29 protein-coding genes and 1 tRNA gene are annotated in these 23,035 nt (G+C 70.0%); 17 read left to right on the top strand and 13 right to left on the bottom strand.

What is annotated here, in order from left to right; translation table 11 throughout:
* Positions 1-57: 57 nt before the first annotated feature.
* Genes JAP66_RS00920 through JAP66_RS00900 form a run of 5 tightly spaced genes read left to right on the top strand, consistent with a single transcriptional unit; the run spans position 58 to position 4,647 of the window.
* A complete protein-coding gene (locus tag JAP66_RS00920; RefSeq protein WP_199429176.1) occupies positions 58-783 on the top strand; it encodes an IclR family transcriptional regulator in 726 nt (241 codons plus the stop codon).
* Positions 784-823: 40 nt separating this feature from the next.
* On the top strand, positions 824-1,429 hold the full coding sequence (locus JAP66_RS00915; RefSeq protein WP_199429174.1) for a TetR/AcrR family transcriptional regulator: 606 nt from the start codon (positions 824-826) through the stop codon (positions 1,427-1,429).
* Positions 1,413-3,038 carry an acyl-CoA dehydrogenase family protein gene (locus JAP66_RS00910; RefSeq protein WP_199429172.1) on the top strand — a complete coding sequence of 542 codons (1,626 nt, stop codon included), beginning with the start codon at positions 1,413-1,415 and terminating at the stop codon, positions 3,036-3,038. The genes JAP66_RS00915 and JAP66_RS00910 overlap by 17 nt, the downstream gene beginning before the upstream one ends.
* Positions 3,035-3,874: a crotonase/enoyl-CoA hydratase family protein gene (locus JAP66_RS00905; RefSeq protein ID WP_199429166.1), complete on the top strand. Its 840-nt coding sequence runs from the start codon at positions 3,035-3,037 to the stop codon at positions 3,872-3,874. Before JAP66_RS00910 ends, JAP66_RS00905 begins: the two co-directional genes overlap by 4 nt.
* A gap of 8 nt (positions 3,875-3,882) precedes the next feature.
* Positions 3,883-4,647, top strand: a complete 765-nt coding sequence (locus JAP66_RS00900) for a crotonase/enoyl-CoA hydratase family protein (RefSeq protein WP_199429164.1) — start codon at positions 3,883-3,885, stop codon at positions 4,645-4,647.
* A gap of 6 nt (positions 4,648-4,653) precedes the next feature.
* On the opposite strand, the gene JAP66_RS00895 is transcribed toward JAP66_RS00900, so the two are convergent.
* The 3 genes from JAP66_RS00895 to JAP66_RS00885 form a co-directional block, all read right to left on the bottom strand.
* Positions 4,654-5,370, bottom strand: a complete 717-nt coding sequence (locus tag JAP66_RS00895) for a CAP domain-containing protein (RefSeq protein ID WP_307849385.1) — start codon at positions 5,368-5,370, stop codon at positions 4,654-4,656.
* A gap of 161 nt (positions 5,371-5,531) precedes the next feature.
* Positions 5,532-6,113, bottom strand: coding sequence for a dCTP deaminase (gene dcd, locus JAP66_RS00890; protein WP_199429162.1), 582 nt, complete (start codon positions 6,111-6,113; stop codon positions 5,532-5,534).
* Positions 6,114-6,132: 19 nt separating this feature from the next.
* On the bottom strand, positions 6,133-7,371 hold the full coding sequence (locus tag JAP66_RS00885; RefSeq protein WP_199429160.1) for an oxygenase MpaB family protein: 1,239 nt from the start codon (positions 7,369-7,371) through the stop codon (positions 6,133-6,135).
* Positions 7,372-7,503: 132 nt separating this feature from the next.
* On the opposite strand from JAP66_RS00885, the gene JAP66_RS00880 reads away from it, so the two are divergent.
* Positions 7,504-7,577: transfer RNA gene (locus tag JAP66_RS00880), tRNA-Gly, on the top strand.
* Positions 7,578-7,842: 265 nt separating this feature from the next.
* Here JAP66_RS00880 and JAP66_RS00875 read toward each other — a convergent pair.
* A complete protein-coding gene (locus JAP66_RS00875) occupies positions 7,843-8,193 on the bottom strand; it encodes a VOC family protein (RefSeq protein WP_199429158.1) in 351 nt (116 codons plus the stop codon).
* 27 nt (positions 8,194-8,220) lie between these two features.
* The gene (locus tag JAP66_RS32650; protein ID WP_268963177.1) at positions 8,221-8,352 is read right to left on the bottom strand and encodes a hypothetical protein; all 132 of its coding nucleotides are present in this window, start codon (positions 8,350-8,352) and stop codon (positions 8,221-8,223) included.
* Between the two features lie 55 nt (positions 8,353-8,407).
* Here JAP66_RS32650 and JAP66_RS00870 point away from each other — a divergent pair, with 55 nt between their 5' ends.
* Positions 8,408-9,244: a hypothetical protein gene (locus JAP66_RS00870; protein ID WP_199429156.1), complete on the top strand. Its 837-nt coding sequence runs from the start codon at positions 8,408-8,410 to the stop codon at positions 9,242-9,244.
* A gap of 120 nt (positions 9,245-9,364) precedes the next feature.
* Positions 9,365-9,913, top strand: coding sequence for a hypothetical protein (locus JAP66_RS00865; protein WP_307849384.1), 549 nt, complete (start codon positions 9,365-9,367; stop codon positions 9,911-9,913).
* Positions 9,914-10,000: 87 nt separating this feature from the next.
* Here JAP66_RS00865 and JAP66_RS33130 read toward each other — a convergent pair whose 3' ends face one another.
* The 5 genes from JAP66_RS33130 to JAP66_RS00840 all read right to left on the bottom strand — a co-directional run bounded on the left by JAP66_RS33130 (position 10,001) and on the right by JAP66_RS00840 (position 12,291).
* On the bottom strand, positions 10,001-10,186 hold the full coding sequence (locus JAP66_RS33130; RefSeq protein ID WP_199429154.1) for a tautomerase family protein: 186 nt from the start codon (positions 10,184-10,186) through the stop codon (positions 10,001-10,003).
* Between the two features lie 381 nt (positions 10,187-10,567).
* A complete protein-coding gene (locus JAP66_RS00855; protein ID WP_199429152.1) occupies positions 10,568-11,068 on the bottom strand; it encodes an SRPBCC family protein in 501 nt (166 codons plus the stop codon).
* A gap of 129 nt (positions 11,069-11,197) precedes the next feature.
* Complete coding sequence (locus JAP66_RS00850) at positions 11,198-11,422, bottom strand: hypothetical protein (protein WP_199429143.1); 225 nt, start codon at positions 11,420-11,422, stop codon at positions 11,198-11,200.
* A complete protein-coding gene (locus JAP66_RS00845) occupies positions 11,403-11,669 on the bottom strand; it encodes a Rid family hydrolase (RefSeq protein WP_199429141.1) in 267 nt (88 codons plus the stop codon). Before JAP66_RS00845 ends, JAP66_RS00850 begins: the two co-directional genes overlap by 20 nt.
* A gap of 64 nt (positions 11,670-11,733) precedes the next feature.
* Positions 11,734-12,291 (bottom strand): GrpB family protein, encoded by a 558-nt coding sequence (locus tag JAP66_RS00840; RefSeq protein WP_199429139.1) that lies wholly within the window; start codon positions 12,289-12,291, stop codon positions 11,734-11,736.
* Between the two features lie 96 nt (positions 12,292-12,387).
* Between JAP66_RS00840 and JAP66_RS00835 the strand changes: the two genes are divergently transcribed.
* Genes JAP66_RS00835 through JAP66_RS00825 form a run of 3 tightly spaced genes read left to right on the top strand, consistent with a single transcriptional unit; the run spans position 12,388 to position 14,646 of the window.
* Entirely contained in the window at positions 12,388-13,311 is a 924-nt protein-coding gene (locus JAP66_RS00835; protein WP_307849383.1) for an alpha/beta fold hydrolase, read from the top strand.
* 40 nt (positions 13,312-13,351) lie between these two features.
* Positions 13,352-14,161, top strand: a complete 810-nt coding sequence (locus JAP66_RS00830; protein ID WP_199429137.1) for a class I SAM-dependent methyltransferase — start codon at positions 13,352-13,354, stop codon at positions 14,159-14,161.
* Positions 14,158-14,646: a protein-tyrosine phosphatase family protein gene (locus JAP66_RS00825; protein ID WP_199429135.1), complete on the top strand. Its 489-nt coding sequence runs from the start codon at positions 14,158-14,160 to the stop codon at positions 14,644-14,646. Before JAP66_RS00830 ends, JAP66_RS00825 begins: the two co-directional genes overlap by 4 nt.
* Here JAP66_RS00825 and JAP66_RS00820 read toward each other — a convergent pair.
* Entirely contained in the window at positions 14,606-14,944 is a 339-nt protein-coding gene (locus JAP66_RS00820; protein ID WP_199429133.1) for an MmcQ/YjbR family DNA-binding protein, read from the bottom strand. The genes JAP66_RS00825 and JAP66_RS00820 overlap by 41 nt on opposite strands.
* 56 nt (positions 14,945-15,000) lie before the next feature.
* Positions 15,001-15,501, bottom strand: a complete 501-nt coding sequence (locus JAP66_RS00815; protein WP_199429130.1) for a GNAT family N-acetyltransferase — start codon at positions 15,499-15,501, stop codon at positions 15,001-15,003.
* Positions 15,502-15,608: 107 nt separating this feature from the next.
* Here JAP66_RS00815 and JAP66_RS00810 point away from each other — a divergent pair, with 107 nt between their 5' ends.
* The 6 genes from JAP66_RS00810 to JAP66_RS00785 all read left to right on the top strand — a co-directional run bounded on the left by JAP66_RS00810 (position 15,609) and on the right by JAP66_RS00785 (position 21,245).
* Complete coding sequence (locus tag JAP66_RS00810) at positions 15,609-16,340, top strand: VanZ family protein (RefSeq protein ID WP_199429129.1); 732 nt, start codon at positions 15,609-15,611, stop codon at positions 16,338-16,340.
* Between the two features lie 165 nt (positions 16,341-16,505).
* Entirely contained in the window at positions 16,506-17,051 is a 546-nt protein-coding gene (gene mug, locus JAP66_RS00805; protein WP_199429127.1) for a G/U mismatch-specific DNA glycosylase, read from the top strand.
* Positions 17,052-17,278: 227 nt separating this feature from the next.
* The gene (locus JAP66_RS00800) at positions 17,279-18,067 is read left to right on the top strand and encodes a LuxR C-terminal-related transcriptional regulator (RefSeq protein WP_199429125.1); all 789 of its coding nucleotides are present in this window, start codon (positions 17,279-17,281) and stop codon (positions 18,065-18,067) included.
* 118 nt (positions 18,068-18,185) lie between these two features.
* Positions 18,186-20,030, top strand: a complete 1,845-nt coding sequence (locus JAP66_RS00795) for an acyl-CoA dehydrogenase (protein ID WP_199429123.1) — start codon at positions 18,186-18,188, stop codon at positions 20,028-20,030.
* A gap of 141 nt (positions 20,031-20,171) precedes the next feature.
* Entirely contained in the window at positions 20,172-20,456 is a 285-nt protein-coding gene (locus tag JAP66_RS00790; RefSeq protein WP_199429121.1) for a GlsB/YeaQ/YmgE family stress response membrane protein, read from the top strand.
* A gap of 66 nt (positions 20,457-20,522) precedes the next feature.
* Positions 20,523-21,245, top strand: coding sequence for a leucine-rich repeat domain-containing protein (locus JAP66_RS00785; RefSeq protein ID WP_199429119.1), 723 nt, complete (start codon positions 20,523-20,525; stop codon positions 21,243-21,245).
* On the opposite strand, the gene JAP66_RS00780 is transcribed toward JAP66_RS00785, so the two are convergent.
* Entirely contained in the window at positions 21,232-23,031 is a 1,800-nt protein-coding gene (locus tag JAP66_RS00780) for a VanW family protein (protein WP_199429117.1), read from the bottom strand. The two genes, JAP66_RS00785 and JAP66_RS00780, sit on opposite strands and share 14 nt — an antisense overlap.
* Positions 23,032-23,035: the final 4 nt, after the last annotated feature.

Raw genomic sequence — 23,035 nt, 5'->3', positions numbered from 1 at the left:
GGAGAGAATCCGGTGACCGAAACGGCGAAACCGCTGGACAGCAGAGGTGTACGAAGCGTGAAATCCGCGGAGCGCACCATCGCTCTGCTGGAGTACCTGAGCGCCGCGGCGTCGCCGAGAACACTCCGGGACGTCACCCGCGACATGGGCATCCCGCGAGCGAGCGCCTACGCCCTGCTCGTGACCCTGGTCCAGACGGGCTGGGTCGAGACCGACAGCTCCGGATCCGGGTTCCGCCCGGGTATCCGGGCGTTACGCGCCGGCGCCGCCTACGTGGAGCACGACGACGTCGTCCAGCGAGCCCAGCCGGTGATGAACGACCTTTCCGGGCAACTGGGCGAGACGATCCACCTGGCCAGGCTGGACGGTCACGAGATCGTCTACCTCGCGACGTGCCTTTCCCGGCATTCGCTGGCCGTGGTGTCCAAGCCGGGGCGCAGGCTGCCGTGCTGGGCGACGGGGCTGGGCAAGGCGATTCTCGCCGGTCGCGAATGGACGGAGGTGGACGCGCTCCTGCCCGGCGCGCTGCCCGCGCGCACCGAGCACACGATCACCGACCGCGCGGCCTTCCGTGCCGAACTGGGGGAGATCGCCGGACGCGGCCACGCGATCGACAACCAGGAGTCGACGCTGGGGCTGCGCTGCTTCGCGGTTGCGCTGGAGTTCGCCGACCCGCCGAACGAGGCGCTGAGCTGTTCGATCCCGACCGTGCGACTGGATGCCGCCAGGGAGGAGGTGATCGTCGAGGCGCTCCGCAGCGCCAGGGAGCGAATCCTGAGCTGACCCTTGCGTGAAGAAGTGAATCAGTGCTTCACTTCTTGGTATGGCGTACCGGCGCACCCCCAAGGTGCAGGCCCGGATGGACTCCCAGCGGGCCACGATCCTCGACGCCGCGATCGAGCTGCTCGCCGAGCGCGGCTACGCGGGCTGCTCGATGGCCGCCGTCGCCGCGCAGGCCGGGGTCGCCACCGGCAGCGTCTACCGCCACTTCCCCGGAAAGGCCGAGCTGGTCGCCGAGCTGTTCCGCCTCGTCGTGACCCGCGAGGTAGCCGCGGTCGAGCGGGCATCGGCGAGCTCCGGCGCCGTGACCGAGCGTGTCGTCGCGGTCGTCGAGACCTTCGCCGGTCGCGCCCTGAAGGCACCCCGGCTCGCCTACGCACTGCTCGCCGAACCCGTCGACGCGCCGGTGGAGCAGGAGCGGCTGGTGTTCCGGCGCGCCTTCCGCGACATCGTCGCCCGCCACGTCCGCGCGGGCGTCGGCGCGGGCGTGCTGCCCCCGCAGGACGCCGACATCACCGCCGCGGCGATCGTCGGTGCGATCGCCGAGGTCATGATCGGCCCGCTCACCTCGGGCAACGCCACCGCCGTGACCGAACTGTGCACCTTCACCCTGCGCGCCCTAGGAGCCCCTGATGCCACCCACCCATGAGGTCACCAACCAGGCACCGCCGCTGACCGGTCACGACGTCGCCAACGACCCGGCGCTGCTCGCGGGACTGCGCCGCGAGGACGCGGGCTGGGCCGAGGAGGAGTTGCACGGGCTCGGCACGCTCGCTGGCAGCGAGCGCGTGCAGGAGTGGGGCAGGCTGGTCAACGAGAACCCGCCGAAGCTGCGCACCCACGACCGCTTCGGCCACCGGATCGACGAGGTCGAGTTCCACCCGCACTGGCACGACCTGATGGACGTCGCCGTGTCGCACGGGCTGCACGCGGCGCCGTGGCGCCAGCAACGGCCGGGCGCACACGTCGCACGCGCGGCCAAGTTCTACGTGTGGGGCCAGGTCGAGGCCGGCCACATCTGCCCCATCTCGATGACCTACTCGGCGATCCCGGCACTGCGGCACAACCCCGAACTCGCCGCGCGGTACGAGCCACTGCTCGCCGCGCCGGAGTACGACTACGGCCTGCGCGAGCCGAGCACGAAGCGGGGCCTGATCGCCGGCATGTCGATGACCGAGAAGCAGGGCGGCTCCGACGTGCGCGCGAACACCACGAGCGCGCGGCCCGCAGGCGACGGCAGCTACGTGCTGACCGGGCACAAGTGGTTCACCTCCGCGCCGATGTCGGACATGTTCCTCACGCTGGCGCAGGCACCCGGCGGGCTCTCCTGCTTCCTGCTGCCGCGCGTGCTGCCGGACGGCACCCGCAACGGCATCCTGTTGCAGCGGCTGAAGGACAAGCTCGGCAACCGCTCCAACGCCTCGGCGGAGATCGAGTACGACGGCGCGATCGGCTGGCTCGTCGGCGAGGAGGGCCGCGGCGTGCGGACCATCATCGAGATGGTCAACAACACCCGGCTCGACTGCGTGACCGGCAGCGCGTCCGGCATGCGCTACGGCGCCGTCCGCGCCGCCCACCACGCGAGCAACCGCGCCGCGTTCGGGAAGCAGCTCGTCGACCAGCCGCTGATGGCGAACGTGCTCGCCGACCTCGCCATCGAGTCGGAGGCGGCGACCACGGTCGCGCTGCGGCTCGCCGGTGCCTGTGACGCCGCGATCACCGGGGACACCGAGCAGGAGCAGTTCCGCAGGCTCGCGCTGGCCGTGACCAAGTACTGGGTGTGCAAGCGGGCCCCGGCACACGCCGCGGAGGCGCTCGAATGCCTCGGCGGCAACGGCTACGTCGAGGAGTCCGGCATGCCCCGGCTGTTCCGGGAGTCGCCGCTGTCGTCGATCTGGGAGGGCTCGGGCAACGTCGCCGCGCTCGACACGCTGCGCGCGATGGCGAAGCAGCCGGAGTCGGTGGAGGCCTTCTTCGCCGACGTGGAGCGCGCCGCGGGAGCCGATGCCCGGCTGGACGACGCCACCGCCAGGCTGCGCAAGGAGCTGACCGACCTCTCCGACATCGAGTACCGGGCCCGGCGCCTGGTCGAGCGGATGGCGCTGGTGCTCCAGGGGTCGCTGCTGGTGCGCCACGGCGACCACGCGGTGGCCGACGCGTTCTGCGCCTCGCGCCTCGGCGGCGACTGGGGCGTCGCGTTCGGCACCCTGCCCGCGGGCGCCGACACGGGGGCGATCGTCCGGCGGATCCTGCCGTGACCGCACCCCTGCGGACCGAGACGGAGGCGGGGGTCCGGTCGATCGTGCTCACCCGGCCGGAGGAGTACAACACGATCACGCCGCGGCTGCGGGACGCCCTCGCCGCCGCGATCGACGAGGCGGACGCCGATCCCGACGTCCGGGTCCTGCTGCTGCGGGCCGAGGGGCCGGCGTTCTGCGCGGGCTACGGGCTCGACTGGTCCACCGAGCTGCAGGCCGCCGAGGACGAGTCGGACCGGGTGTGGGACTCCGCGGCGGACATGCGGATGCTGTCCACGTTCGTCGATGTCTACCTGAAGCTCTGGTACGCGGCGAAGCCCACGATCGCCGCCGTGCACGGCTGGTGCATCGCGGGCGGCACGGACATGGTGCTGTGCGCGGACATCGTGGTGGCCGCGGAGAACGCCGTCTTCGGCTACCCGCCCGCGCGGGTGTGGGGCACGCCGACCACGGCGATGTGGGTGTACCGGCTCGGTTTCGAGCGGGCGAAGCGCTACCTGCTCACCGGTGACGAGATTCCGGCGCCCACGGCCGCCGACATCGGGCTCATCCTGGAATGCGTCCCCGACGAGCGCCTGGTCGAGCACGCGACCGGGCTCGCCCGCAGGATGGCGCGGCTGCCCGGCAACCAGCTCGAGATGCTCAAGCTGCTGTGCAACCAGACCGCCGAGAACATGGGACTGTCGTCGTCGCGCACGCTCGGCACCCTGCTCGACGGCGTGGCCCGGCACACTCAGGAAGGCCGGGACTTCGTCCGGCGGGCGGGCGACGCCGGTTTCCGGCAGGCCGTGCGGGAGCGGGACGACCCGTTCGGCGACTACGGTTCGCGCAGATAGGAGCTGGTATGGGAGTGCGGGTCGAGACCGACGGTCCGGTCACCACGGTGGTGCTCGCGAACGCGGACAAGCGCAACGCCGTGGACGGGCCGACCGCCGCGGCGCTCGCCGAGGCGTTCCACGGGTTCGAGGCCGACCCGGACGCGAGCGTGGCCGTGCTGTGGGGAGAGGGTGGCACGTTCTGTGCCGGGGCCGACCTCAAGTCGATCGGGACGGCGAACGGCAACCAGGTCACCGAGGACGGCGACGGACCGATGGGGCCGACGCGGATGCGGCTGAGCAAGCCGGTGATCGCCGCCGTCTCCGGCTACGCGGTGGCCGGCGGGCTTGAGCTGGCGCTGTGGTGCGACCTGCGGGTGGCCGAGGAGGACGCCGTGTTCGGCGTGTTCTGCCGGCGGTGGGGCGTCCCGCTGATCGACGGCGGCACGGTGCGGCTGCCGAGGCTGATCGGCGAGAGCCGCGCGATGGACCTGGTGCTCACCGGGCGGCCGGTGGCCGCAGACGAGGCGCTCTCGATGGGCCTGGCGAACCGGGTCGTGCCGACGGGACAGGCTCGGGAGGCCGCCGAGCGGCTCGCCGCCGACATCGCCCGCTTCCCGCAGACGTGCCTGCGCGAAGACCGGATGTCGGTGCTGGAGCAGGAAGGGCTGGCCGAGGCGGAGGCGCTCGCCGTCGAACTGGGGCACGGGATGGTCTCGCTGCGGACCGACGCGCTCGCCGGGGCGGGCCGCTTCGCCGAAGGGGCCGGGCGGCACGGGGACTTCGGCCGGTAGCTCGCCTCAGTAGCCGAAGTCCTGGGTCCAGTACCAGCCCGAGGTCGTCACGCCGACGCCGATGGCGGAGAGGTCGCAGTTCAGGATGTTGCGGCGGTGCCCGGGCGAGTCCATCCACGCGTCCATGACGGCCTTTGCGCTCGACTGGCCCATGGCGATGTTCTCGGCGCCCGGCCGCGGATAGCCCGCCTCCCGGATGCGCCGGTCGAACGACTCGCCCTCCGGTGAGTCGTGCGAGAAGTAGCCGCGGCGAGCCATGTCGTCGCTGTGCCGCTGCGCGGCCTCGGCGAGCCGGGGGTCGGTCTCGACGGCGTCGCAGCCCGCGCGGGCGCGCTCCGCGTTGACCAGGCGGACGACCTCTCCTGGCAGCGAGTTCGCGGCGGAGCGGGGCGTGCTGGGTGGTTCGGCTTCGGTAGTGGTCCTCGGGCTGGGCGGCGCGCTCTCGGTAGTGGTCGTGCTGGTGGGCGCGGACCGCGACGACGTGCTCTCCGTCGTCGCGGAGGTGGGCTCCGGGGGCTTCGCCGGGGCAGACGTCGAAGGGCTCGCCGGCTCGGATGTGCCCGGCGTGGTGGTGCCGGACCGGCCGTCGCGGATGGGGCTGTTGAAGGGGCCTGGAGTCTCCGGCGCGGGCATCGCCACGACGGGTAGCCGGTCCTCCGCAGGCTCCCAGAGCAGACGGACGCCTGCCGCCAGCGTGACCCCCATCAGGACACTCAGGGTCACCAAGAGTGACTTGATTCTGGAGCTCGGGGCGGGCACAGGCGCGCAAATTACCACCGACGCGTGAGTAACTAAACCGTTATCTTCACCATGTGCGTCTGCCTCGTGAGTGCGCACACGAGTTAGAACAGTGTTATGCACTCACGAGCGCTGGTCGGGCAGGTCTAGCGCCGGGTGTCGATGCGGTCGAAGTTCTTGTACGCGCGGCTCGGCGTCGGACCGCGCTGGCCCTGGTAGCGCGAGCCGGCGTGGGCGGAGCCGTACGGGTACTCGGCGGAGCTGGTGAGCCGGAACAGGCACAGCTGGCCGATCTTCATGCCCGGCCACAGCGTGATGGGCAGGTTCGCCACGTTGGAGAGCTCCAGCGTGATGTGCCCGGTGAAGCCGGGGTCGATGAACCCGGCCGTGGAATGGGTGAGCAGCCCGAGGCGGCCGAGCGAGGATTTGCCCTCCAGCCTGCCCGCGAGGTCGTCGGGCAGGGTGACCTGCTCGAAGGTCGACCCCAGCACGAACTCGCCGGGGTGCAGGACGAACGGGTCCTCGCCCTCCTTCTCCACGAGCGAGGTCAGCTCGTCCTGCTGGAGCTTCGGGTCGATGTGGGTGTACTTGGTGTTGTCGAACACGCGAAAGAAACGGTCCAGCCGCACGTCCACGCTGGAGGGCTGCAGCATCGCCGGGTCGAACGGGTCGATCCCGAGCCGCCCGGAATCCAGCTCTTTGCGGAGGTCGCGGTCGCTCAGTAGCACCCGGCCACCCTAGCCCGGCTCAGGCCGCGGGCCGGGAGTCGGTACGCATGTGCCGGGCGTAGGTGGTGTCGGTGTGGAAGATCGCGCCGAGGCGGGCGACGTACTGGCGGCGGCCCGCGTCGCCGAGCCGTTCCTGCAGGGTCGTCGCGCCCGGGACGTGCCTGCGGACGGTCTCGGCGGCGAAGTTCGCGGCCGAGACCGCGAACACCACACCCTGCGCGACCGGATCGTTGGGGAGTTCGAGGAAGTCGGCGTTGGTCCGGCCGAGTACCAGCCGGCTGATCGAGGAGTGCAGGCGCACCGAGACGTGCGAGAGGACCTTGCCCACGGCGCCGCGGCCCCGGCCGACGTCGGCGTGCGATTCGAGCAGCGCCGCTGCCAGGCGTTTCGAGTCGGCGTCGGGGATGAACTCGGTGGTGGCGAGCAGCCACAGCAGGCGCCAGGCGTCCTCCTCGGTGGCAGGCAGGAGCTCCTCGGAGACACCCATGAGCCAGCCGACGTAGCGCCAGAGGTGGATGATGTCGGCGCGCTCGCGTTCGGTGTAGCGGACGCCGAGCAGCTGCATGCCGAGTACGTAGACCAGGGAGAAGAGCAGCAGCGTGCCCACCGTCTGCACCTGGTTGACCGGCCGGTCCCAGGCTTCGTAGTCCCAGTCGTCGCGGCGGTTCATGGCGGCGCGTACGTGTGCGTGCACGAGCCGGACGCGCAGCGCCGAGGTGTAGCCGCGCTCGCCGGGCCGGAGGGCGCCCGGGGAGGTGACGTCGATCCACCAGGTGGCGGTCTCGACGAGCCTGCGGCTGGCGGTCCGCTCGATGGCACCGGTACCGACCAGCGACTTCGTGGCACGGGAGGCGAGGTAGCCGCCCATCAGCGACATGTCGCCCAGCGGGAAGAGGCCGAGCAGCCCGGTGCGCACGATGGCCCGTGCGCCGCGTTCCACGCGTTCCTGGTCGACCCAGTACGGGGTCGCCTCGACGTCGCGGAAGAAGTCGACGAGCTGCGGCGGCGGGTCGTCGAGGGTGTCGACGCCGCGTTCGAGCGCCTGCTCGAACAGCGCGCGCCCCTCGCCGCGAGGGCGATCGTGGATCATGGCGACGACCGCGTCGGCCGGTGGATCCTCGGCCTGGGCGAACTCGCGCAGCCGCCGCACCTGCGACTCGGTGCCGCGGATGTCGCCGGGGGCGAACAGCTTCGCCGCGAACCGGAACCCACCCTGCCGGAACAGCTCTGGGTCCGGTAGCCGCTCGTCGGCCTTCATGGTTGCTCACCTGCCCGTACACGACTTCAGACAACAAGTGTTGTCACTTGATGCGGGGAACGTCAAGGCGGTGTGGCGAAGGGGAAGCCGCGTGAAGCCGTAGATCGGCACCGTGTATGCTGTTCGTGCCTTGCGGATGTAGTTCAATGGTAGAACATCAGCTTCCCAAGCTGAGAACGCGGGTTCGATTCCCGTCATCCGCTCCAAGCCGAAACCCCCAGGTCACACACCGTCTGATGTGGACCCGGGGGTTTCGTCGTTCGAGATCAGCTCCGCTTCCGTGCCACAACCGACTGGCGCCCGTCGGCATCACTGGTCACCTCTCGTGAGTGCGCACGCGAGTTAGAACACGGCTCTTCACTCACGACCGGTGACCTGCGAAAACAGTGCGACCGCTGCCGTCAAGGGCGCCTGTCGGCGTCGCTGCGCGATGGGTGACGCCCACCCTGACACAGTGGGACGCCTCAGCGGTCAGCGCGGTTCGAGGAGGCAGAACTCGTTGCCCTCGGGGTCACGCAGCACCACCCATTCCGCGTCGTCGGGCTGCCCCACGGCGGCGCGAGTGGCTCCCCTGGAGATGAGGTCGTCCACGGCTGCCACCTGGTCCTCTGCGTACAAGTCGAGGTGCAAGCGGTTCTTGCTCAGCTTCGCGTCGTCTACGCGGACGAAGAAGAGAGACGACGAGTGCCCATCGGGCGACCGGACCTCGACACCACCCGGCTGAGGGTCCACCAGGACCCAGCCGAGGGTCTTTGCCCACCACCGCGCGAGTGACTCCGGCTCCCGCGCATCGATGGTCAGGGCCTCCCACCTGATCGCCACGATGACCAACTCCTCTTACGAACCGGCTCAGAGCAGCGGTACCACCACCGAGACGCTGCGGGCAAACGACGAACCACCGATCACGACCTTGGTCCACTTCACCCGCTGGTTGAAGTTCGGCCACCGCAGAGCGTTACCGTCCCGTGCGACCGTGAACAACAGCGCGGCATGATCAGGGCCGAACTCGTTGCCGACCCTTACGTTTGGTGACCCGATGCGTGTATCCGCCGCCCAGCTCCCCGGGATTGACAACAGCGATGACAAGGTGTTCACGACCGAAGACGCCGTGATCATGCTGGACGGCGCGTCCGCTTTCGTGCCGGTCCCGGTGGCCGCCAGCACCTACGCCGACCGGCTCGGCCGCCATCTCCGCGACGCCCTCAACGCCGCCCCTGACGGCGACCTCCGCACCATCCTTGCCGACACCATCGAACGCACCACTCGCGACCTCGGCCTCGCGCCTGGCAAGTCGCCCTCAAGCGCGGTCACTATCGTTCGTGAACTCGGCGACCAGTTCGAGCTGTTGGTTCTCGGAGACAACCTGATCGTCCTGCCCGACGAGGTTCTCACCGACGACCGCATGGACCGGCTCGACCTTGTTCCCCGGCGCACGTATCGCGCCCGCCTTGCCGCCGGCACCGGCTACGACGACGAGCACAAAGCCCTGCTGAGAGAGCTGCAAAGCCAGCAAGCGGAGCGCCGCAACCAGCCAGGGGGCTACTGGATCGCCGAGACCGACCCAACCGCCGCCGACCATGCCATCGTCACCACTCGACCGACCGAGTCCGCACCGTGGGTCGTACTCGCCACCGACGGCGCGTACAACACGATGGACTACCTCGGCCTCAACGACTGGCCCGGCCTCCGCGGCGCGGACCCCAACGAGCTGAGAACCATGCTCCACCAGTGCGAGACCTGGGAGGCACACGCCGACCCGGATGCACAGGAACTGCCCCGCGCCAAGCGCCACGACGACAAGAGCGTCGCGGTTCTCCTGCCTGAAGGAAGAACGAGCGGCAACGCCTCCCGCCGAGCAGGCGACGCGAACTAGTCACCGGAGGCGCGGCTGGTGTCGCTTGCGTCCGTGCGCTCGAAGAGAACTGGGCACTTCAGCACAGCCTACGATCAGCACGTGACGAGTGAGATTCTCGCCCTGGCGAGGGAGCCCGCCGTGCTGCGCGCGGCCGCGAACGACGAGATCGCGATCCCCGAAGGCGCTTGGGCCGGCAGCGCCGAAGCCGTCGAGGGGCTGCTTCGATGGGTCGTCGCCGATCTGGACCGATGCCCCTCGGTCGTCGTCGAACGATCCGAGTTCGACATGTACGGCTCTGGCTACGCCTCGTTTGTCGATGTGCTACTCACCTGGCGCGACGGGTCGGCACGGGTTGCCGACGACAACATGACCAGAGTCCGAGGTCTCGCCGTCGGGTTGTGCCGCCTGGCTCCGATCGCCGCACTCTTCGCCGATGTCGACATCGCCTTCTGCGCCACCAGTGGAGCGTCCTATCTCCCGAGTCTCGAGACCGCGGCCAGCAACCCGGTCACCGGCTGGGAGGACGCGTGCCGTGACATCGTCCAAGTATTGGATCGGCACGGAATATTGCTACTGGACCGGGAAACACTGAGCACTTCGATCGACCCCGCCTTGACCGTCGAAACGGTACTCACCGACCGGCCGCCCTACACGATCTTCGACGCGTGGTTCCACTGGATGGATTGACCGGTCACCCGCCGCCGTGTGGGCCGTCAAGCCGGTCAGGCATGCTCAGACCCAGCTGCGCCGCAGGTCACCGCCGTTCGGAGAGCGTCAGACGTCGACCTCGAATCCAAGATCGACGTCGCAGGCCGCTCGACCTCCCCGGACCCCCCAATTCTCGGTGGGGATCTCCCGAAGGGTGATCGTTACGTCGCCTCGCGGAATGCCGAATACCGACAGCCGATCGACGATCTCTGCATACAGATTCCGCTTGGAATCGCCCTGCGAAACAGTCAATGGTCACGAGCGTGTAGAACTCGGGGTTCGTCTGGTTGGGCGAGCAGGCGAATCTGTGCGGCTCGTGCACCATGAGGCGCACATGTTTGTCTTGCGGTGGGATACGGAAAGCGGCCACAAGCGCACCGTGAACGGCGTCGATGATGGCCGCTTCATCAGCCTCGGGATACTGGCGGCGCACCTCGATGAGGGCAGTCGGCATGCCGGGAGTCCTTCCACCAAGCTGAGCGGGCGCAGTCCTGCACCCGCGACCGACCCCACACATCGCACACGTACGAGGCGAATCATTAAGCAGGTCCCCTTCCGGAACGCACCATCGTCGCTACCCAACAGCGCCCGCCGTCTACCCACGGCAGGGCTTTCGGCTACGCGGCCACCTCGTCAGGGGATCTGTTCGACTCTGCCCTTGAGGTACCGCAACTCTGTCCGAGCGTGTTCCCGGTCCTTGTCCACTCCGCCAAGCAGGTGAGTGAAGGCAGCTTCCAGAAGACGACCACGAAGTCCCGGCGGGAAGGTCGCCCATACATGGGCACTCAGCTTCGCGCTCTCGCCGTCTCTGTCGTGCGGTTCAACGCGCCAGGTAACGCCCTCCTCGACGCTGACAGGCACGCCGAGCCAGCGGTACCGAGCCTCTGCTTCCCACGTCACCGCAGAGCCAGGCTCGACCTGAGTGATCGTGCCGGTGGCCTCGCCAGGGATGCCGCCGATCCTCTCCCGGATACGCAGTCGAGCGCCGACCTCGAGAACGTCACGATCATCGAGGCGTTCAAGAGTCTCGTGCTCGGGATTCGATGCCAGCCACCAGCCCTCGATATCGCGCATGACGTCCCACACCGTCGAAGGCCGCGCGTGAATCGAGATCGTCTCGGTGAACTCAAGCACGGGGTTCACTCCCTCCCGCAACAGAAAAGGCATGGTCACATGCGCATATATCGATGTCAACGTGCCGGACCTCCCCGCCGAGGTCATCGCCGTCCTGGCCGGCGTCCGTCCGCGTCGCCGCGGCGTGGGTCACGGTGCCCCGAGACTTCCGTTCCGCCAGACGGCGCGTACGCGACCGGGCAAGTCGTCGACGGCGAGCCCCGCCCTCGACAGCAGGGCCAGCTCGGTCAGCAGGTCGACGTGCGGCCGGGGAGCCATGTCCGAACCCGCCGCGATGGATACGCCCGCGGCCAGCGCGAGGGCAAGCGAGCGGCGGTGCGCCCCGATCGCTTGCTCATCGCCGTTGTGACACACCGGAGCGAGGGTTGGCACGTACCAGTGCCGCGCCCGCTTCAGCGAGCGCGGTCCGCAGGTTCCGCATCGCCTGACGTGCCTGACCGGCGTAGTCGCCCACCGCCACAGTGTTGCCCTCGGCGTCGAGCGGGCACGCGCCCGCGGCGAAGATCAGCTCGCAGCCCGCGGCGCGCACCCGCGATGCATAGGCGTACTCGGCGACATCGGACAGCCGCGAGGTCCGGACCAGGTCAACGGCGGAGGACATACCGAGCACGCTAGCAACCCGGGTGAACTCAACCGGACCGAATGGTCCCGATACCGCTGCCTCGTCAACCTGGCAGGCCCGCTCGCGTCAGGATCTCGTTGATCACCGGCCGCTTGGCCTCGGCGTAGTAGTTGATGTCGCGCCACTCCCGCTGCGCCAGCCTCCGCTTCGTCTCGGCATACAGGTCCCGGTCCGCGTCACTGGCCCGGAGCCGGTCGCGGAAGGCGAGGTAGCGGTGCACCTCGACATGGCCGGGCGGATAACAGTGCAGGTTCACCGGCTCGTCGGGTTCGCCGCCACGCAGCGCACGATGCCCGGGTTCACGGACGCGGAGGTCATAGCCCGCCGCTTCCAGGTCGGGAAGGTACGCCCGCTCGTCGTCCGGGTCGTCGATGCCGACCACGATGTCGATGATCGGTTTCGCGGCGAGCCCCGGCACGGACGTGGAACCGATGTGCTCGATGAGATGCGCTCGGTCGCCGAGTATCCCGCGCAGTTCGGCGGCTCGGAGTTCGAAGCGCTCCGGCCAGGCGGGGTCGTAGTCGACGAGCGTGACGCGAGTCGGGCGTAGCCCCCGGACCAGCTTCGCGGAAAGTGCGGCGTCGTCGAACGCGTCAGGCATCGGTACGACCTCCCGGTAGGCAGCAGGTGAATGTAGCGTGACCGGCGAACGGTGCTCAACGGTGCGCTCCCGTTCCAGCGGTGCCTTCGAGGCGTCGTGAACGCGGAACTCGCGGGCCTGAGCGGGGGACTCGCGGAGGTGGCGACCTTGTTCGACGGATTCGCGCTCGAAATGATCGACGTCGGCGAGGTGTCCCTCCGCGTGCGGCACGGTGGCGCGGGCCCACCGGTCCTGCTGCTCCATGGGCATCCGCGCACACACGCCACATGGCACCGCGTCGCGCCCCGGCTCGCGGGGCGGCACGCGGTCGTCTGCCCCGATCTGCGCGGGTACGGCCGATCCGGCAAACCGGCGACTACGGCCGACCATCGACCCTATGCCAAGCGCGCGATGGCGGGTGACTGCCTCGAACTCATGCGGCGGCTGGGCCACGAGCGCTTCGCCGTGGTCGGCCACGACCGGGGCAGCTACGCCGCACTGCGCCTGGCGCTCGACGCACCGGCGGCGGTCAGCAGGCTCGTGCTCGCCGACTGCGTACCGATCAGCGAGCATCTCGCCCGCTGTGACGAGAAGTTCGCGCGCCAGTGGTGGCACTGGTTCTTCTTCGCGCAGCCGGACAAGCCCGAGCGCGCGATCCTCGCCGACCCTGCGGCCTGGTACGGCGGCGATCCGGCCCGGATGGGAGCCGAGGCCTGGGCCGACTACCAGCAGGCGATCCACGACCCGGCGACCGTGCGGGCCATGCTCGAGGACTACCGGGCCGGCCTGTCGATCGACCGCGACCACGAGCTCGCCGACCGTGCGGCCGGTCGCCGCGTGACCTGCCCGCTGCTCGTGCTGGACTCCCGCTTCGACGACCTCCGGGAACTGTATCCCGACCTCGACCACATCTGGCGCGCGTGGGCGGCCGACGTCCGCTTCGGCACCATCGACAGCGGGCACCACATGGCCGAGGAGGCGCCGGACCAGGTGAGCGAGGCCGTCCTCGGTTTCCTCACAGCGGATTCCGCCACGAGCTGAACGGCTCCGCCACACCTCGCGGACCTGCGAGGCTGGTCCGGTGGACCTCGGATTCAGCGGTACGGTGACCGACTTCTACCACCGGTACCGGCGCGGCTACCCGCCCGCCGTCGTCGACACGCTCGCGCGCACCCTCGGGCTGACGGCGAACGACACCACTGCCGACCTCGGCTGCGGGACCGGCCAGCTGACGCTGCCGATCGCCCGCCGGGTGCGGTCCGTGCTCGGCATCGATCCGGAACCGGACATGCTGGCCCATGCCCGCAACGCCGCGGCGGAACAAGGCGTGACCAACGTGGACTGGATCGTCGGCGCCGACCGAGACCTGCCCGCGCTGCTGCGCGACCGGCCCGCTCTCGGCGCCGTCACCATCGCTCAGGCACTGCACTGGATGGACCCCGGCCGACTTCTCCCGGAACTTCGCCCGTTCCTCCGCGCCGGTGGCGGCATCGCCGCCGTCACCAACGGCGAACCGCTCTGGCTACAGGACAACGCATGGTCGCGGGCGTTGCGCGGTGTGCTGGAGAGCTGGCTGGACACCACCCTCACCAACGGCTGCGGCACCGACGCCGCCAGTCAGCAGCACTACCGCGACCTGCTCACGGCCGCCGGGTTCGAGGTGACGCCTGCCACCGTCGAGTACACCGGCGAACTCGGCATCGAACAGCTCATCGGCGGTGTCTACTCCGCCTTCTCGGCGACACAACTGCCGTCGCCGGAGGAGCGACCGCGCTTCGCCGAACGTGTCCGCGACGCGCTGGCACCACACGCGCCCTTCGCGGAACATGTTCGCGTGACGATGCTGATCGGCCGGACCCACGGCTCCCGGCCCTGCACAATCGACGGATGAGCACACCGGCGCTCACGGGCGCGATCGAGCTACCCGACGGCACCCGGGTGCGGGGCCGCGGACTCCGCAGGCCGCTCCCCGAAGGACCGCCGCCCGCCTTCGGGCTCTATCTCGGCACCTTCCTGCTCCGCCGCCGCCACGACGAGTCGTTGCAGTGGCCGCACGAATGGGTCCCGTGGGTGGACGGCCTCCTGCCGACGAACTGGCAGGGCGCCGCCACCGGCATCGTCGCGCTGCACGAACGCGCCCGGGCCGGCGAAGCCGTCGAACTGGCCTGCAACGGCGGTGTCGGCCGCACCGGCACGGCGATCGCCTGCCTGGCCACGCTGAGCGGCCTCACCCCTGGTGAGGCGTTCGCCTGGACGCGGCAGCACTACCACCGGCGCGCGGTGGAGACTCCGTGGCAGCGCAGGTGGATCACCTGGTTCGCCAGGAACCGGCCGCTCAACCGTCCCGGGCCTTCCGCAGCCGCGCCGGCGCCTTGAGCCGCCACGACTCCTCGACCAACTCGGTGAGCTGATCGAGGTCCACGGCGCCGAGGTCCACCAGGATGGCGCCGTAGCCGTCGTAGTGCGGCGTGGTGTAGAAGGCCGGATCGCCGGACTCCAGCAATGCCGCCTTCTCGTCCAGTCCGCACATCAGCACGAGCCGGCCCTCGCTCTCGGTCCGCAGCCGGGCGAAGCCCTTGCCCGCCACCTTCAGTGCGGGCGTCCGGTACCAGGTCGACTCCTCGACCTCCGGCAGCGCGGCGCCAACGGCCACGACGTCCTCCCACGTCGGCATGCCAGCATGGTCATGCCAGGGCACACCGGTGTCTTGACGGAACGGGAACTCCCGGACTAGCTCAGCTCCCGCACGAAGACGACCCGATCCTGGCCCGGACCGTCGTAGTCGCGGTGCACCGGCACCCCGTCGACCATCGTGTCGCCCGGCTTCAGCGTGAAGCCCATGCGGCGGTGGAAGGCGATCGACCCGTGGTTGGCCGGAGAGGTCACCGCACCCACGCGGCGGCGGCCCGCCGCGGCCGCCGCCGTGAAGAAAGTCTCGTACAGACGCCGGGCGAGACCGTCGTGGCGGCGCCGGGGGTCGATGCCCACGAAGTGGACGTAGGCGAGCACCGGGTCGTCGGCCGAATGGAAGCCGATCAGGAACCCCGCCATATCGCCGCCGTCCTCGGCGACGAGGCTGGTTCCTGAGAAGTGTTCGACGAACAGCCTCGGCAGCAGCAGCGCCAGCTCCCTGGCCTGCTCCGGCGACCGGGAGTCACCCCACCACGTCTGGATTGCCCGGACCATCTCGGCGTGATCGTTCTCCTCGGCACGCCGCAGAGCGATCGTCATCCGCCAACCCTATCGGCGATCGGCCATCAGCCGAACGGCCGATCACGGCGGCGACCGCGACCGTTCAGCCGAGGTCCGCGCACACCGGGGTCCATAGCGTCGAACCCATGACGACGGCACAGGAAACGTCCCTGCTGTACGGGACTCTCGGCTTCCTCGTCGTGTGGGGAACGCTCCTCGTCCCGCAGCTGATCGGCCACCACGCGCGTTTCGGCCGCGTGCGGCCGAAACGGGTGGCTGTCCTGGCCGTCGGCACGCTCTACGGTTGCCTCGCGCTGGCGGTGGTGCTGCTCCCGCTACCCGACCCCGGCCGGCCGCGACTGGAGCAGACCACACAGCTGGTCCCGTTCCAGTGGGTCAGCGACATCGGCGCGGAACTGAGCAGGTACGGCGAGCCCGTCTCGCACGCGCTGCTGACGCTGACTTTCCAGCAGGCCACGATGAACGTGCTGCTGTTCGTTCCGCTCGGCATCTTCGCCAGGCTGCTGTGGCGGCAGGGGTTCGCGCGGGCCGCGCTGCTCGGCCTCGGCGCGTCGCTGCTGATCGAGATCACGCAACTGACCGCGAACTTCGGCACCGCGCCGTTCGTCTACCGGATCTTCGACGTGGACGACCTCATGAACAACACCGTGGGCGCGATGCTCGGCTGGGTCGCGGCGGCGCTGTTCGTCGCGCTGCGGAAGATCAGGCGGGCGGCCGCTGCTCCGAATGCGCCGGCAACCCGGCCGGTGCCAGCGGGTCGACCTCACCGAGCCGCGCCAGCCGCGCCTGCCTGCGCAGCGCATGCCGCCGCTGGGCGCGTCGCTCCTCCAGCAGCACCGTCGCAGTCGCGGCGGTGAGGATCAGTGCGGCGAGGCCGATGACCAGGGCCAGTTGCACGCCATCCCCCTTGATGCCGGCTTGTGTGGCAGGTCACACAGCGTACGCACCGGGCGACGCCTTCGCCACCCTGCGGGCCGCCCCGCGCCGATTACCGCGGCCGCCGCGCGGGCACACTGCGCTACATGGCCAGCCGACCGACCAGGGAAGAGCTCGCGGCGGCCCACGGCCGCACCATCCCTGACGTCGTCGCGCCCGGGCTGCGGGTGCTCTTCTGCGGCATCAATCCGGGCCTGTACTCCGGCGCCACCGGCCACCACTTCGCCCATCCCGGCAACCGCTTCTGGCCCGCGCTGTACCGCGCCGGCTTCACCCCGCGCCGGCTGCACCCGAGCGAGCAGCACCTGTTGCCGGACTACGGCCTCGGGATCACGAACCTCGTCGCCCGCACCACCGCCCGCGCGGACGAGCTCACAGCCGCGGAACTGCGGGCGGGTGGCGAACGTCTCGCCCGCACGGTCGCCCGCTACCGGCCACGCCGGCTCGCGGTCGTCGGCATCACCGCCTACCGGGCCGCCTTCGGCCGTCCGCGCGCCGCGGTCGGACCGCAGGACGAGCAGGTCAGCGGCGTTCGCGTGTGGTTGCTGCCCAATCCCAGCGGCCTGAACGCGCACTGGACCCCCACCGCGCTCGCCGAGGAGTTCGGCCGCTTGCGCGACGCCGCGTCGTAACCCACCGTGTCGCCGCGTAAGCGGGGCATAAGCGCAGCTCAGCGCTAACGCACCCCCCTCGCGGGTGAGCCTGCGTCATGGATTAAATGAATGGTCGTCCAAAGCGTCACGAGGCGATCGGTGCCCAGTCCCAGCAGGGGGGAGCTGGGCGCGACTCACAGGGGGCCGCGCGAAGCGCGGCGAGCGAACGCGTCCTTTGACCAGGGGGCGAGGGAGACGGAGAGCGAATGGCGCAGAACATGGACAAGGGCCGTGCGGCGCCCGGCCTCGGCGCGGCGGGCACACGGGCACTGACCGTCGCCGCGCTGGACCCGGTGCCGATCTTCCGGGAGGGCCTGAGCGCGCTGATCCACCGTACCCCGGGGTTGCGCTGGGTCGGGCACGCCGCGAGCCATCACGCCTCGCTGCAACTCTGCGAACAGCTCAAGCCCAACATCGTGATCATCGACTCCGGACTCGACCCGCACTGCCACCTGACCCGGCTGCTCAGCGACGGCGACCCCGCACTCGTCGTGATCGTCCTCGTCCGGGACTCCCAGCGCACGCCCGGCTACCTCTCGACCACGGTCGCCGCCGGGGCGCATGCCACCGTGCCCCGCTCCGCCGACCCGCGCCGGCTCACCGAGGCCATCCGGCGGGCGCACACCGACCGCCGCTACATCGACCCGGCCCTCGCCGCGCTGACCGCCCGCCCGAAGCGGCACACCACGGCCGCGAACGGCCAGGTGCCCGCACCGGCCAACCGGCCGCAGATGCCGCTGTCCCGGCGCGAGTACCAGGTGTTGCAACTCGTCGCCGAAGGGCTGGAGAACTCGGCCATCGCGAAGGTGCTCTACCTCTCGGTGGAGACCGTCCGCACGCACGTCAAGAGCATCCTGCGCAAGCTCTCCGCACGGGACCGCACACACGCGGTCACCACCGCCTTCCGCAGTGGCATCCTGATCGCCCGCGCCGACGACGCGCTAATTCCACACGACGAGGCGCTCAGCGAGATCCGTACGTCACAAACCAGGTGAACCCGCTTGCCGCCGGTTACCGGCAGGTAATACCCTGCATGTTACCGGCCAGTAAGGGCGGTGATCCGCCCAAGGCAGCGCCCAGCCGGAGTGCCGAACGACCGTACGGAGTGACGACATGGGCCACTACAAGAGCAACGTGCGAGACCTCGAGTTCAACCTGTTCGAGGTGCTCGGTGTCCAGGACCGCCTGGGTAAGGGCGTGCTGGAGGAGTCGGACGAGGAGACCGCCCGTGGCGTGCTCACCGAGCTGAACAACCTCGCCGTCGGCCCGCTGGCCGAGTCCTTCGCCGACGCGGACCGCAACCCGCCGGTGTACGACCCGAAGACCTTCTCGGCCACGCTGCCGGAGTCGTTCAAGAAGAGCTACCAGGCGCTGTGGGACGGCGAGTGGTGGCGCATCGGCCTGACCAACGACCTCGGCGGCTTCGGCCTGCCGCCCACCGTGCAGTGGGCCGCCTCCGAGCTCATCCTCGGCGCCAACCCCGCGCTGTTCATGTACATGGCCGGGCCGAACTTCGCGATGATCGTCGACAAGAACGGCACCGAGGAGCAGAAGCGCTGGGCGCGGATCATGATCGACCGCGCGTGGGGCGCGACGATGGTGCTCACCGAGCCGGATGCCGGCTCGGACGTCGGTGCGGGCCGCACCAAGGCCGTGCTGCAGGAGGACGGCTCCTGGCACCTCGACGGCGTCAAGCGCTTCATCACCTCGGGCGACCAGGACATGACCGAGAACATCATGCACCTCGTCCTGGCCCGGCCCGAAGGCCCCGGAATCGAGGCCAAGCCGGGCACCAAGGGTCTTTCACTGTTCCTCGTGCCGAAGTTCCACTTCGACTCCGAGACCGGCGAGCCCGGCGAGCGCAACGGCGCCTTCGTCACCGGGGTCGAGCACAAGATGGGCCTCAAGGTCTCCACCACGTGCGAGCTGACCTTCGGCCAGCACGGCGTGCCGGCCAAGGGCTGGTTGCTCGGCGAGGTGCACGACGGCATCGCGCAGATGTTCCAGGTCATCGAGTACGCCCGGATGATGGTCGGCACGAAGGCCATCGCGACGCTGTCCACCGGCTACCTGAACGCCCTCGAGTTCGCCAAGGAGCGCGTGCAGGGTGCCGACCTGCCGAACATGGTGGACAAGACCGCACCGCGGGTGACCATCACGCACCACCCGGACATGCGCCGGTCGCTGATGCTGCAGAAGGCCTACGCGGAGGGCCTGCGCGCCGTCTACCTCTACACGGCGTCGTACCAGGACCAGATCTGGACCGCCGACGGCGACGAGCAGGCGCTGGAGCTGGCCGAGCGGGTCAACGACCTGCTGCTGCCGATCGTCAAGGGCGTCGGGTCCGAGCGCGCCACCGAACAGCTCGTGCAGTCGCTGCAGACACTTGGCGGCTCCGGCTTCCTGCAGGACTACCCGATCGAGCAGTACATCCGCGACGCGAAGATCGACTCGCTCTACGAGGGCACCACGGCCATCCAGTCGCTGGACTTCTTCTTCCGCAAGATCGTCCGGGACAAGGGCCAGGCGCTCACCCACATCGCGGGCGAGATCACCCGGTTCATCGAGTCGGAGGCGGGCAACGGCAGGCTGAAGGCGGAGCGGGCGCTGCTCAAGCAGGCCCTCGACGACACGCAGGGCATGCTCGGCGCGATGATCGGCAATCTCACCGCGTCGCAGGAGGACCCGCGCAACGTCTACAAGGTCGGCCAGCACACGGTGCGGCTGCTGATGTCGGCGGGTGACCTGCTCGTCGGCTGGCAGCTGCTGCGCCAGGCCGAGGTGGCCACGGCCAGGCTCGACGAGGGCGCCTCGGCCAAGGACACCCCGTTCTACGAGGGCAAGGTGGCCGTGGCCTCGTTCTTCGCCAAGACCGTGCTGCCGGAGCTCTCCGCCCGGCGCGCGATCGTCGAGGCGGCCGACAACGACCTGATGGACATCGACGAAGCGGCGTTCTGACCGGCTCACCTGCACCTAAAAGTGGCCCTCCGGTTGCGCTCTACGCAACCGGAGGGCATTTTAGTGCTTTCGGAGTAGTTTCCGCCGAGTGGAGCGGGTAGCCCGGTGGAGTCATCCATTCAACAGCATAGGAGAAACGCCATGGCTGTCTCGGGAATCATCTCCGCGATCCTGATCGGGCTGGTACTCGGTGTGCTGGGCCGGCTTGTCGCCCCGGGCAAGCAGAACATCCCGATCTGGCTGACCATCCTGGTCGGCATCGCGGCCGCGTTCGTCGGCACCGCGATCGCGCGGGGTATCGGTTACGCCGACACCGACGGATGGGACTGGCTGGAGTTCATCACGCAGCTCGTGGTGGCCGGCGTCGGTGTCTCGCTGGCAGCAGGCATGTACTCCAAGGGCGGCTCACGCAAGATCAAACACTGAGCCGCTACCGCATCGGCCAACGGGCCCGCGCACTCCGGTGCGCGGGCCCGTTGCTAGTTTCCGCCAGTGGAGGGACGCACGCTCGACCTCAGCGGGCGGGGGCTCACGGAGCTGCCCGCGGACATCGGCGGGCGGGACGACTGGGAGACGCTGAACCTCTGGCGCAACCGCCTGCGGACAGTGCCGGACTCGCTGTGGGACCTCACCGGCCTGCGCGTGCTCATCCTCGCCGAGAACGAGCTCACGCACATCTCGCCGCGCATCGCGCGGCTGCGCTCCGTGCACACGCTCGACCTGGCGCACAACGCCCTGGCCACCGTGCCCGGCGAACTCGGCGACCTGCCGAATCTCACCGAGTACCTCTACCTCAGCGACAACCGGCTGACCGCCCTGCCGGAACAGCTGTGCCGGCTCGGCGGGCTGCGCTACCTCGGCGCGACCGACAACCGGCTCACCGCACTGCCGGACGATCTCTCCGGCCTCGCCGCACTGCGGGAACTGCGCCTGTACCGCAACCGGCTGACCGCACTGCCCGAGTCGATCGGCGAGCTCCGCGCGCTGCGGGAGCTGCACCTGCGCGGCAACCGGATCAGCAGGCTGCCGGCGTCGATCGGGCGGCTCGCCGACCTGCGACTGCTCGACCTGCGGGACAACGGGCTCGTCGAGCTACCGGAGGCGCTGCTCGACCTGCCCCGGCTGGACAAGCTCGACCTGCGCTGGAACCCGTCGTTGCGTGTCCCGCACTGGCTGGACGAGCTGGTGGCCCGCGACTGCGTCATCCTCCGATGAGCACCGACCGGCAACGCACGGTCGGTCTCGGCGCGTAGCGCACCTCGCGCGTCTGCCTGCCGACCTCCTCACCGGAGTCCGGGTCGGACAGGATGCGCGTGTTCGTGGCGCGGAACCCGGGCACGCCGTCGACCGGCCGGCAGTCCTCGCCCCGCTCCCACTCGATCGGCGGCCGCTCCATGTCGTCCGGCCCGTCGGTGACGCTCTCGACGCGGTAGCGCTCGGTGCCCCAGATCTTCACCCTCACCGTCGATCCGGTCGCGCTGGTCTGGATGGCGATGCCGGTCGGCGCGTCGTTGGTGAAGGCCAGGTCGACCCGCGATCCGTCCGGCCGCAGCGAGATCGCGTCCCGCGCCACCGGGTAGCGGCCGAGGTGGTACGGGTGCTCGGTATGCCCGGCGTCGGCGAGACCGGCCAGGTAGACCGCGTTGTAGAGGGTGCTGGTGAACTGGGACACCCCGCCGCCGATCACCCTGCGGCCGGTGCCGTCCTCGTTGACCGGCGCCACGACGTAGCCCTGTGACGCGGTGCGCGGACCGGTCCGCTCGTCGAGGCTGAACGTCTCGCCGGGCGTCACGATCGCGCCGTTCACCGCACGCGCGATCGTCGCGACATTGCGCGCGACGGCACCTGACATGCCGCTTGTGGTGAACTCGCCGATCACCTCCTTGATGCCGAGCCCCTCCACCTCGGCGGTGGTGACCTCCGGCTCGCGCATCTCGTAGACGACGTCCAGCTCCCGGTTCTCGGCCCGGGTGCCGACGTCGAGCAGCGGGGCGAAGGTCCGCTCCCAGTCGATCCGCCTGCCCTGCTCGGCAGGGCGGACGGCCGGTGCCGACCCCGCGAAGACGATCCGGGCGTCCCGCGCAGGTTCTTCGGTCGAGGTGAGGGGCCCGCGCACCGCCTGCTGCAGCCGGAAGCGATCGATCTCCACCTCCAGCCCACCGTCCACGGCCGTGAAGTCCAGCGCGCCGCTGATCTGGCCGGGCCGGAGCACGGCCTCGGCATCGTCGCCACGAACCCGCAGCGGGCCGGAGACCAGCGGCCGGACGGTGTCGTCGAGCGTCGCGTGCACCTCCGCCGACGTCACCTCCGGCGGCGTGACCTCCACCGGTACCTCGACCCGGTGCCGCTCCGGCCAGCCGTCTTCGATGGCGGCCACCGCGCCGTCGACGTCGGCGAGCCGCTGGCCCTGGCGCGGTTCGACGGCGAAAGCGTCCACCAGACCGTCCCCGCCCTCGGTCGCCTCGAACCGGATGTCGCCCTCGATCACCGCGCGGTCGATCCGGTCCCGCGCGAGCTCGGTGACCGCCGCCCGCAGTGCGCGGTCGTCGGTGGTGGTCCGCACGTCCACCTCGCGGGTGGTGAAGAAGGACCTGATGCGCACGAGCGGATCGAGCGGCTGGCTGCCGGCCAGTTCGAGCGTCCCCGGCCAGTCGACACCGAGCCCGGACTCGGCGGGATCGAGCTCGGCCTCGACATCGCCCGCCCGCACGGTGACCGGCTCGGTCAGGCGTGGTTCCAGTTCCTCGTGGAGCCTCGCCTCGGCGGCGGCACGGCTCAGCCCGCCGACGTCCACCCCGGCGACGGCGACACCGCGCGGCACATCACCGGCGCTCGACATGAGATCGGCGGCGTAGAGCACCACGAACAGCGCGAGTGCGCCGCCGGTGAGCAGGAAGACCCGGCCGAGCATCCGGCGGAACCGGCTTGGCGGCGCCGGGGTCCCGGCAGGCGAGGGGCCGTCGAACAACTCGTCGACGAGATCCGCGTCGCTGTCCGACATGGCC

It is taken from the genome of Qaidamihabitans albus (assembly GCF_016464705.1).
Taxonomy (GTDB): Bacteria; Actinomycetota; Actinomycetes; order Mycobacteriales; family Pseudonocardiaceae; genus Qaidamihabitans; species Qaidamihabitans albus.
The sequence above is the reverse complement of the archived record's forward strand: the minus strand, read 5'-3'. Positions and strand labels throughout refer to the sequence as shown.

Excerpts from the sequence above, each read along its gene's own strand:
- JAP66_RS00915 (WP_199429174.1), top strand. The coding sequence starts at position 824 with ATGGCGTACCGGCGCACCCCCAAGGTGCAGGCCCGGATGGACTCCCAG.
- JAP66_RS00910 (WP_199429172.1), top strand. The coding sequence starts at position 1,413 with ATGCCACCCACCCATGAGGTCACCAACCAGGCACCGCCGCTGACCGGT.
- JAP66_RS00900 (WP_199429164.1), top strand. The coding sequence starts at position 3,883 with ATGGGAGTGCGGGTCGAGACCGACGGTCCGGTCACCACGGTGGTGCTC.
- JAP66_RS00885 (WP_199429160.1), bottom strand. The coding sequence starts at position 7,371 with ATGAAGGCCGACGAGCGGCTACCGGACCCAGAGCTGTTCCGGCAGGGT.
- JAP66_RS00870 (WP_199429156.1), top strand. The coding sequence starts at position 8,408 with ATGCGTGTATCCGCCGCCCAGCTCCCCGGGATTGACAACAGCGATGAC.
- JAP66_RS00845 (WP_199429141.1), bottom strand. The coding sequence starts at position 11,669 with ATGTCCTCCGCCGTTGACCTGGTCCGGACCTCGCGGCTGTCCGATGTC.
- JAP66_RS00840 (WP_199429139.1), bottom strand. The coding sequence starts at position 12,291 with ATGCCTGACGCGTTCGACGACGCCGCACTTTCCGCGAAGCTGGTCCGG.
- JAP66_RS00825 (WP_199429135.1), top strand. The coding sequence starts at position 14,158 with ATGAGCACACCGGCGCTCACGGGCGCGATCGAGCTACCCGACGGCACC.
- JAP66_RS00820 (WP_199429133.1), bottom strand. The coding sequence starts at position 14,944 with ATGCCGACGTGGGAGGACGTCGTGGCCGTTGGCGCCGCGCTGCCGGAG.
- JAP66_RS00815 (WP_199429130.1), bottom strand. The coding sequence starts at position 15,501 with ATGACGATCGCTCTGCGGCGTGCCGAGGAGAACGATCACGCCGAGATG.
- JAP66_RS00810 (WP_199429129.1), top strand. The coding sequence starts at position 15,609 with ATGACGACGGCACAGGAAACGTCCCTGCTGTACGGGACTCTCGGCTTC.
- mug (WP_199429127.1), top strand. The coding sequence starts at position 16,506 with ATGGCCAGCCGACCGACCAGGGAAGAGCTCGCGGCGGCCCACGGCCGC.
- JAP66_RS00800 (WP_199429125.1), top strand. The coding sequence starts at position 17,279 with ATGGCGCAGAACATGGACAAGGGCCGTGCGGCGCCCGGCCTCGGCGCG.
- JAP66_RS00795 (WP_199429123.1), top strand. The coding sequence starts at position 18,186 with ATGGGCCACTACAAGAGCAACGTGCGAGACCTCGAGTTCAACCTGTTC.
- JAP66_RS00790 (WP_199429121.1), top strand. The coding sequence starts at position 20,172 with ATGGCTGTCTCGGGAATCATCTCCGCGATCCTGATCGGGCTGGTACTC.
- JAP66_RS00780 (WP_199429117.1), bottom strand. The coding sequence starts at position 23,031 with ATGTCGGACAGCGACGCGGATCTCGTCGACGAGTTGTTCGACGGCCCC.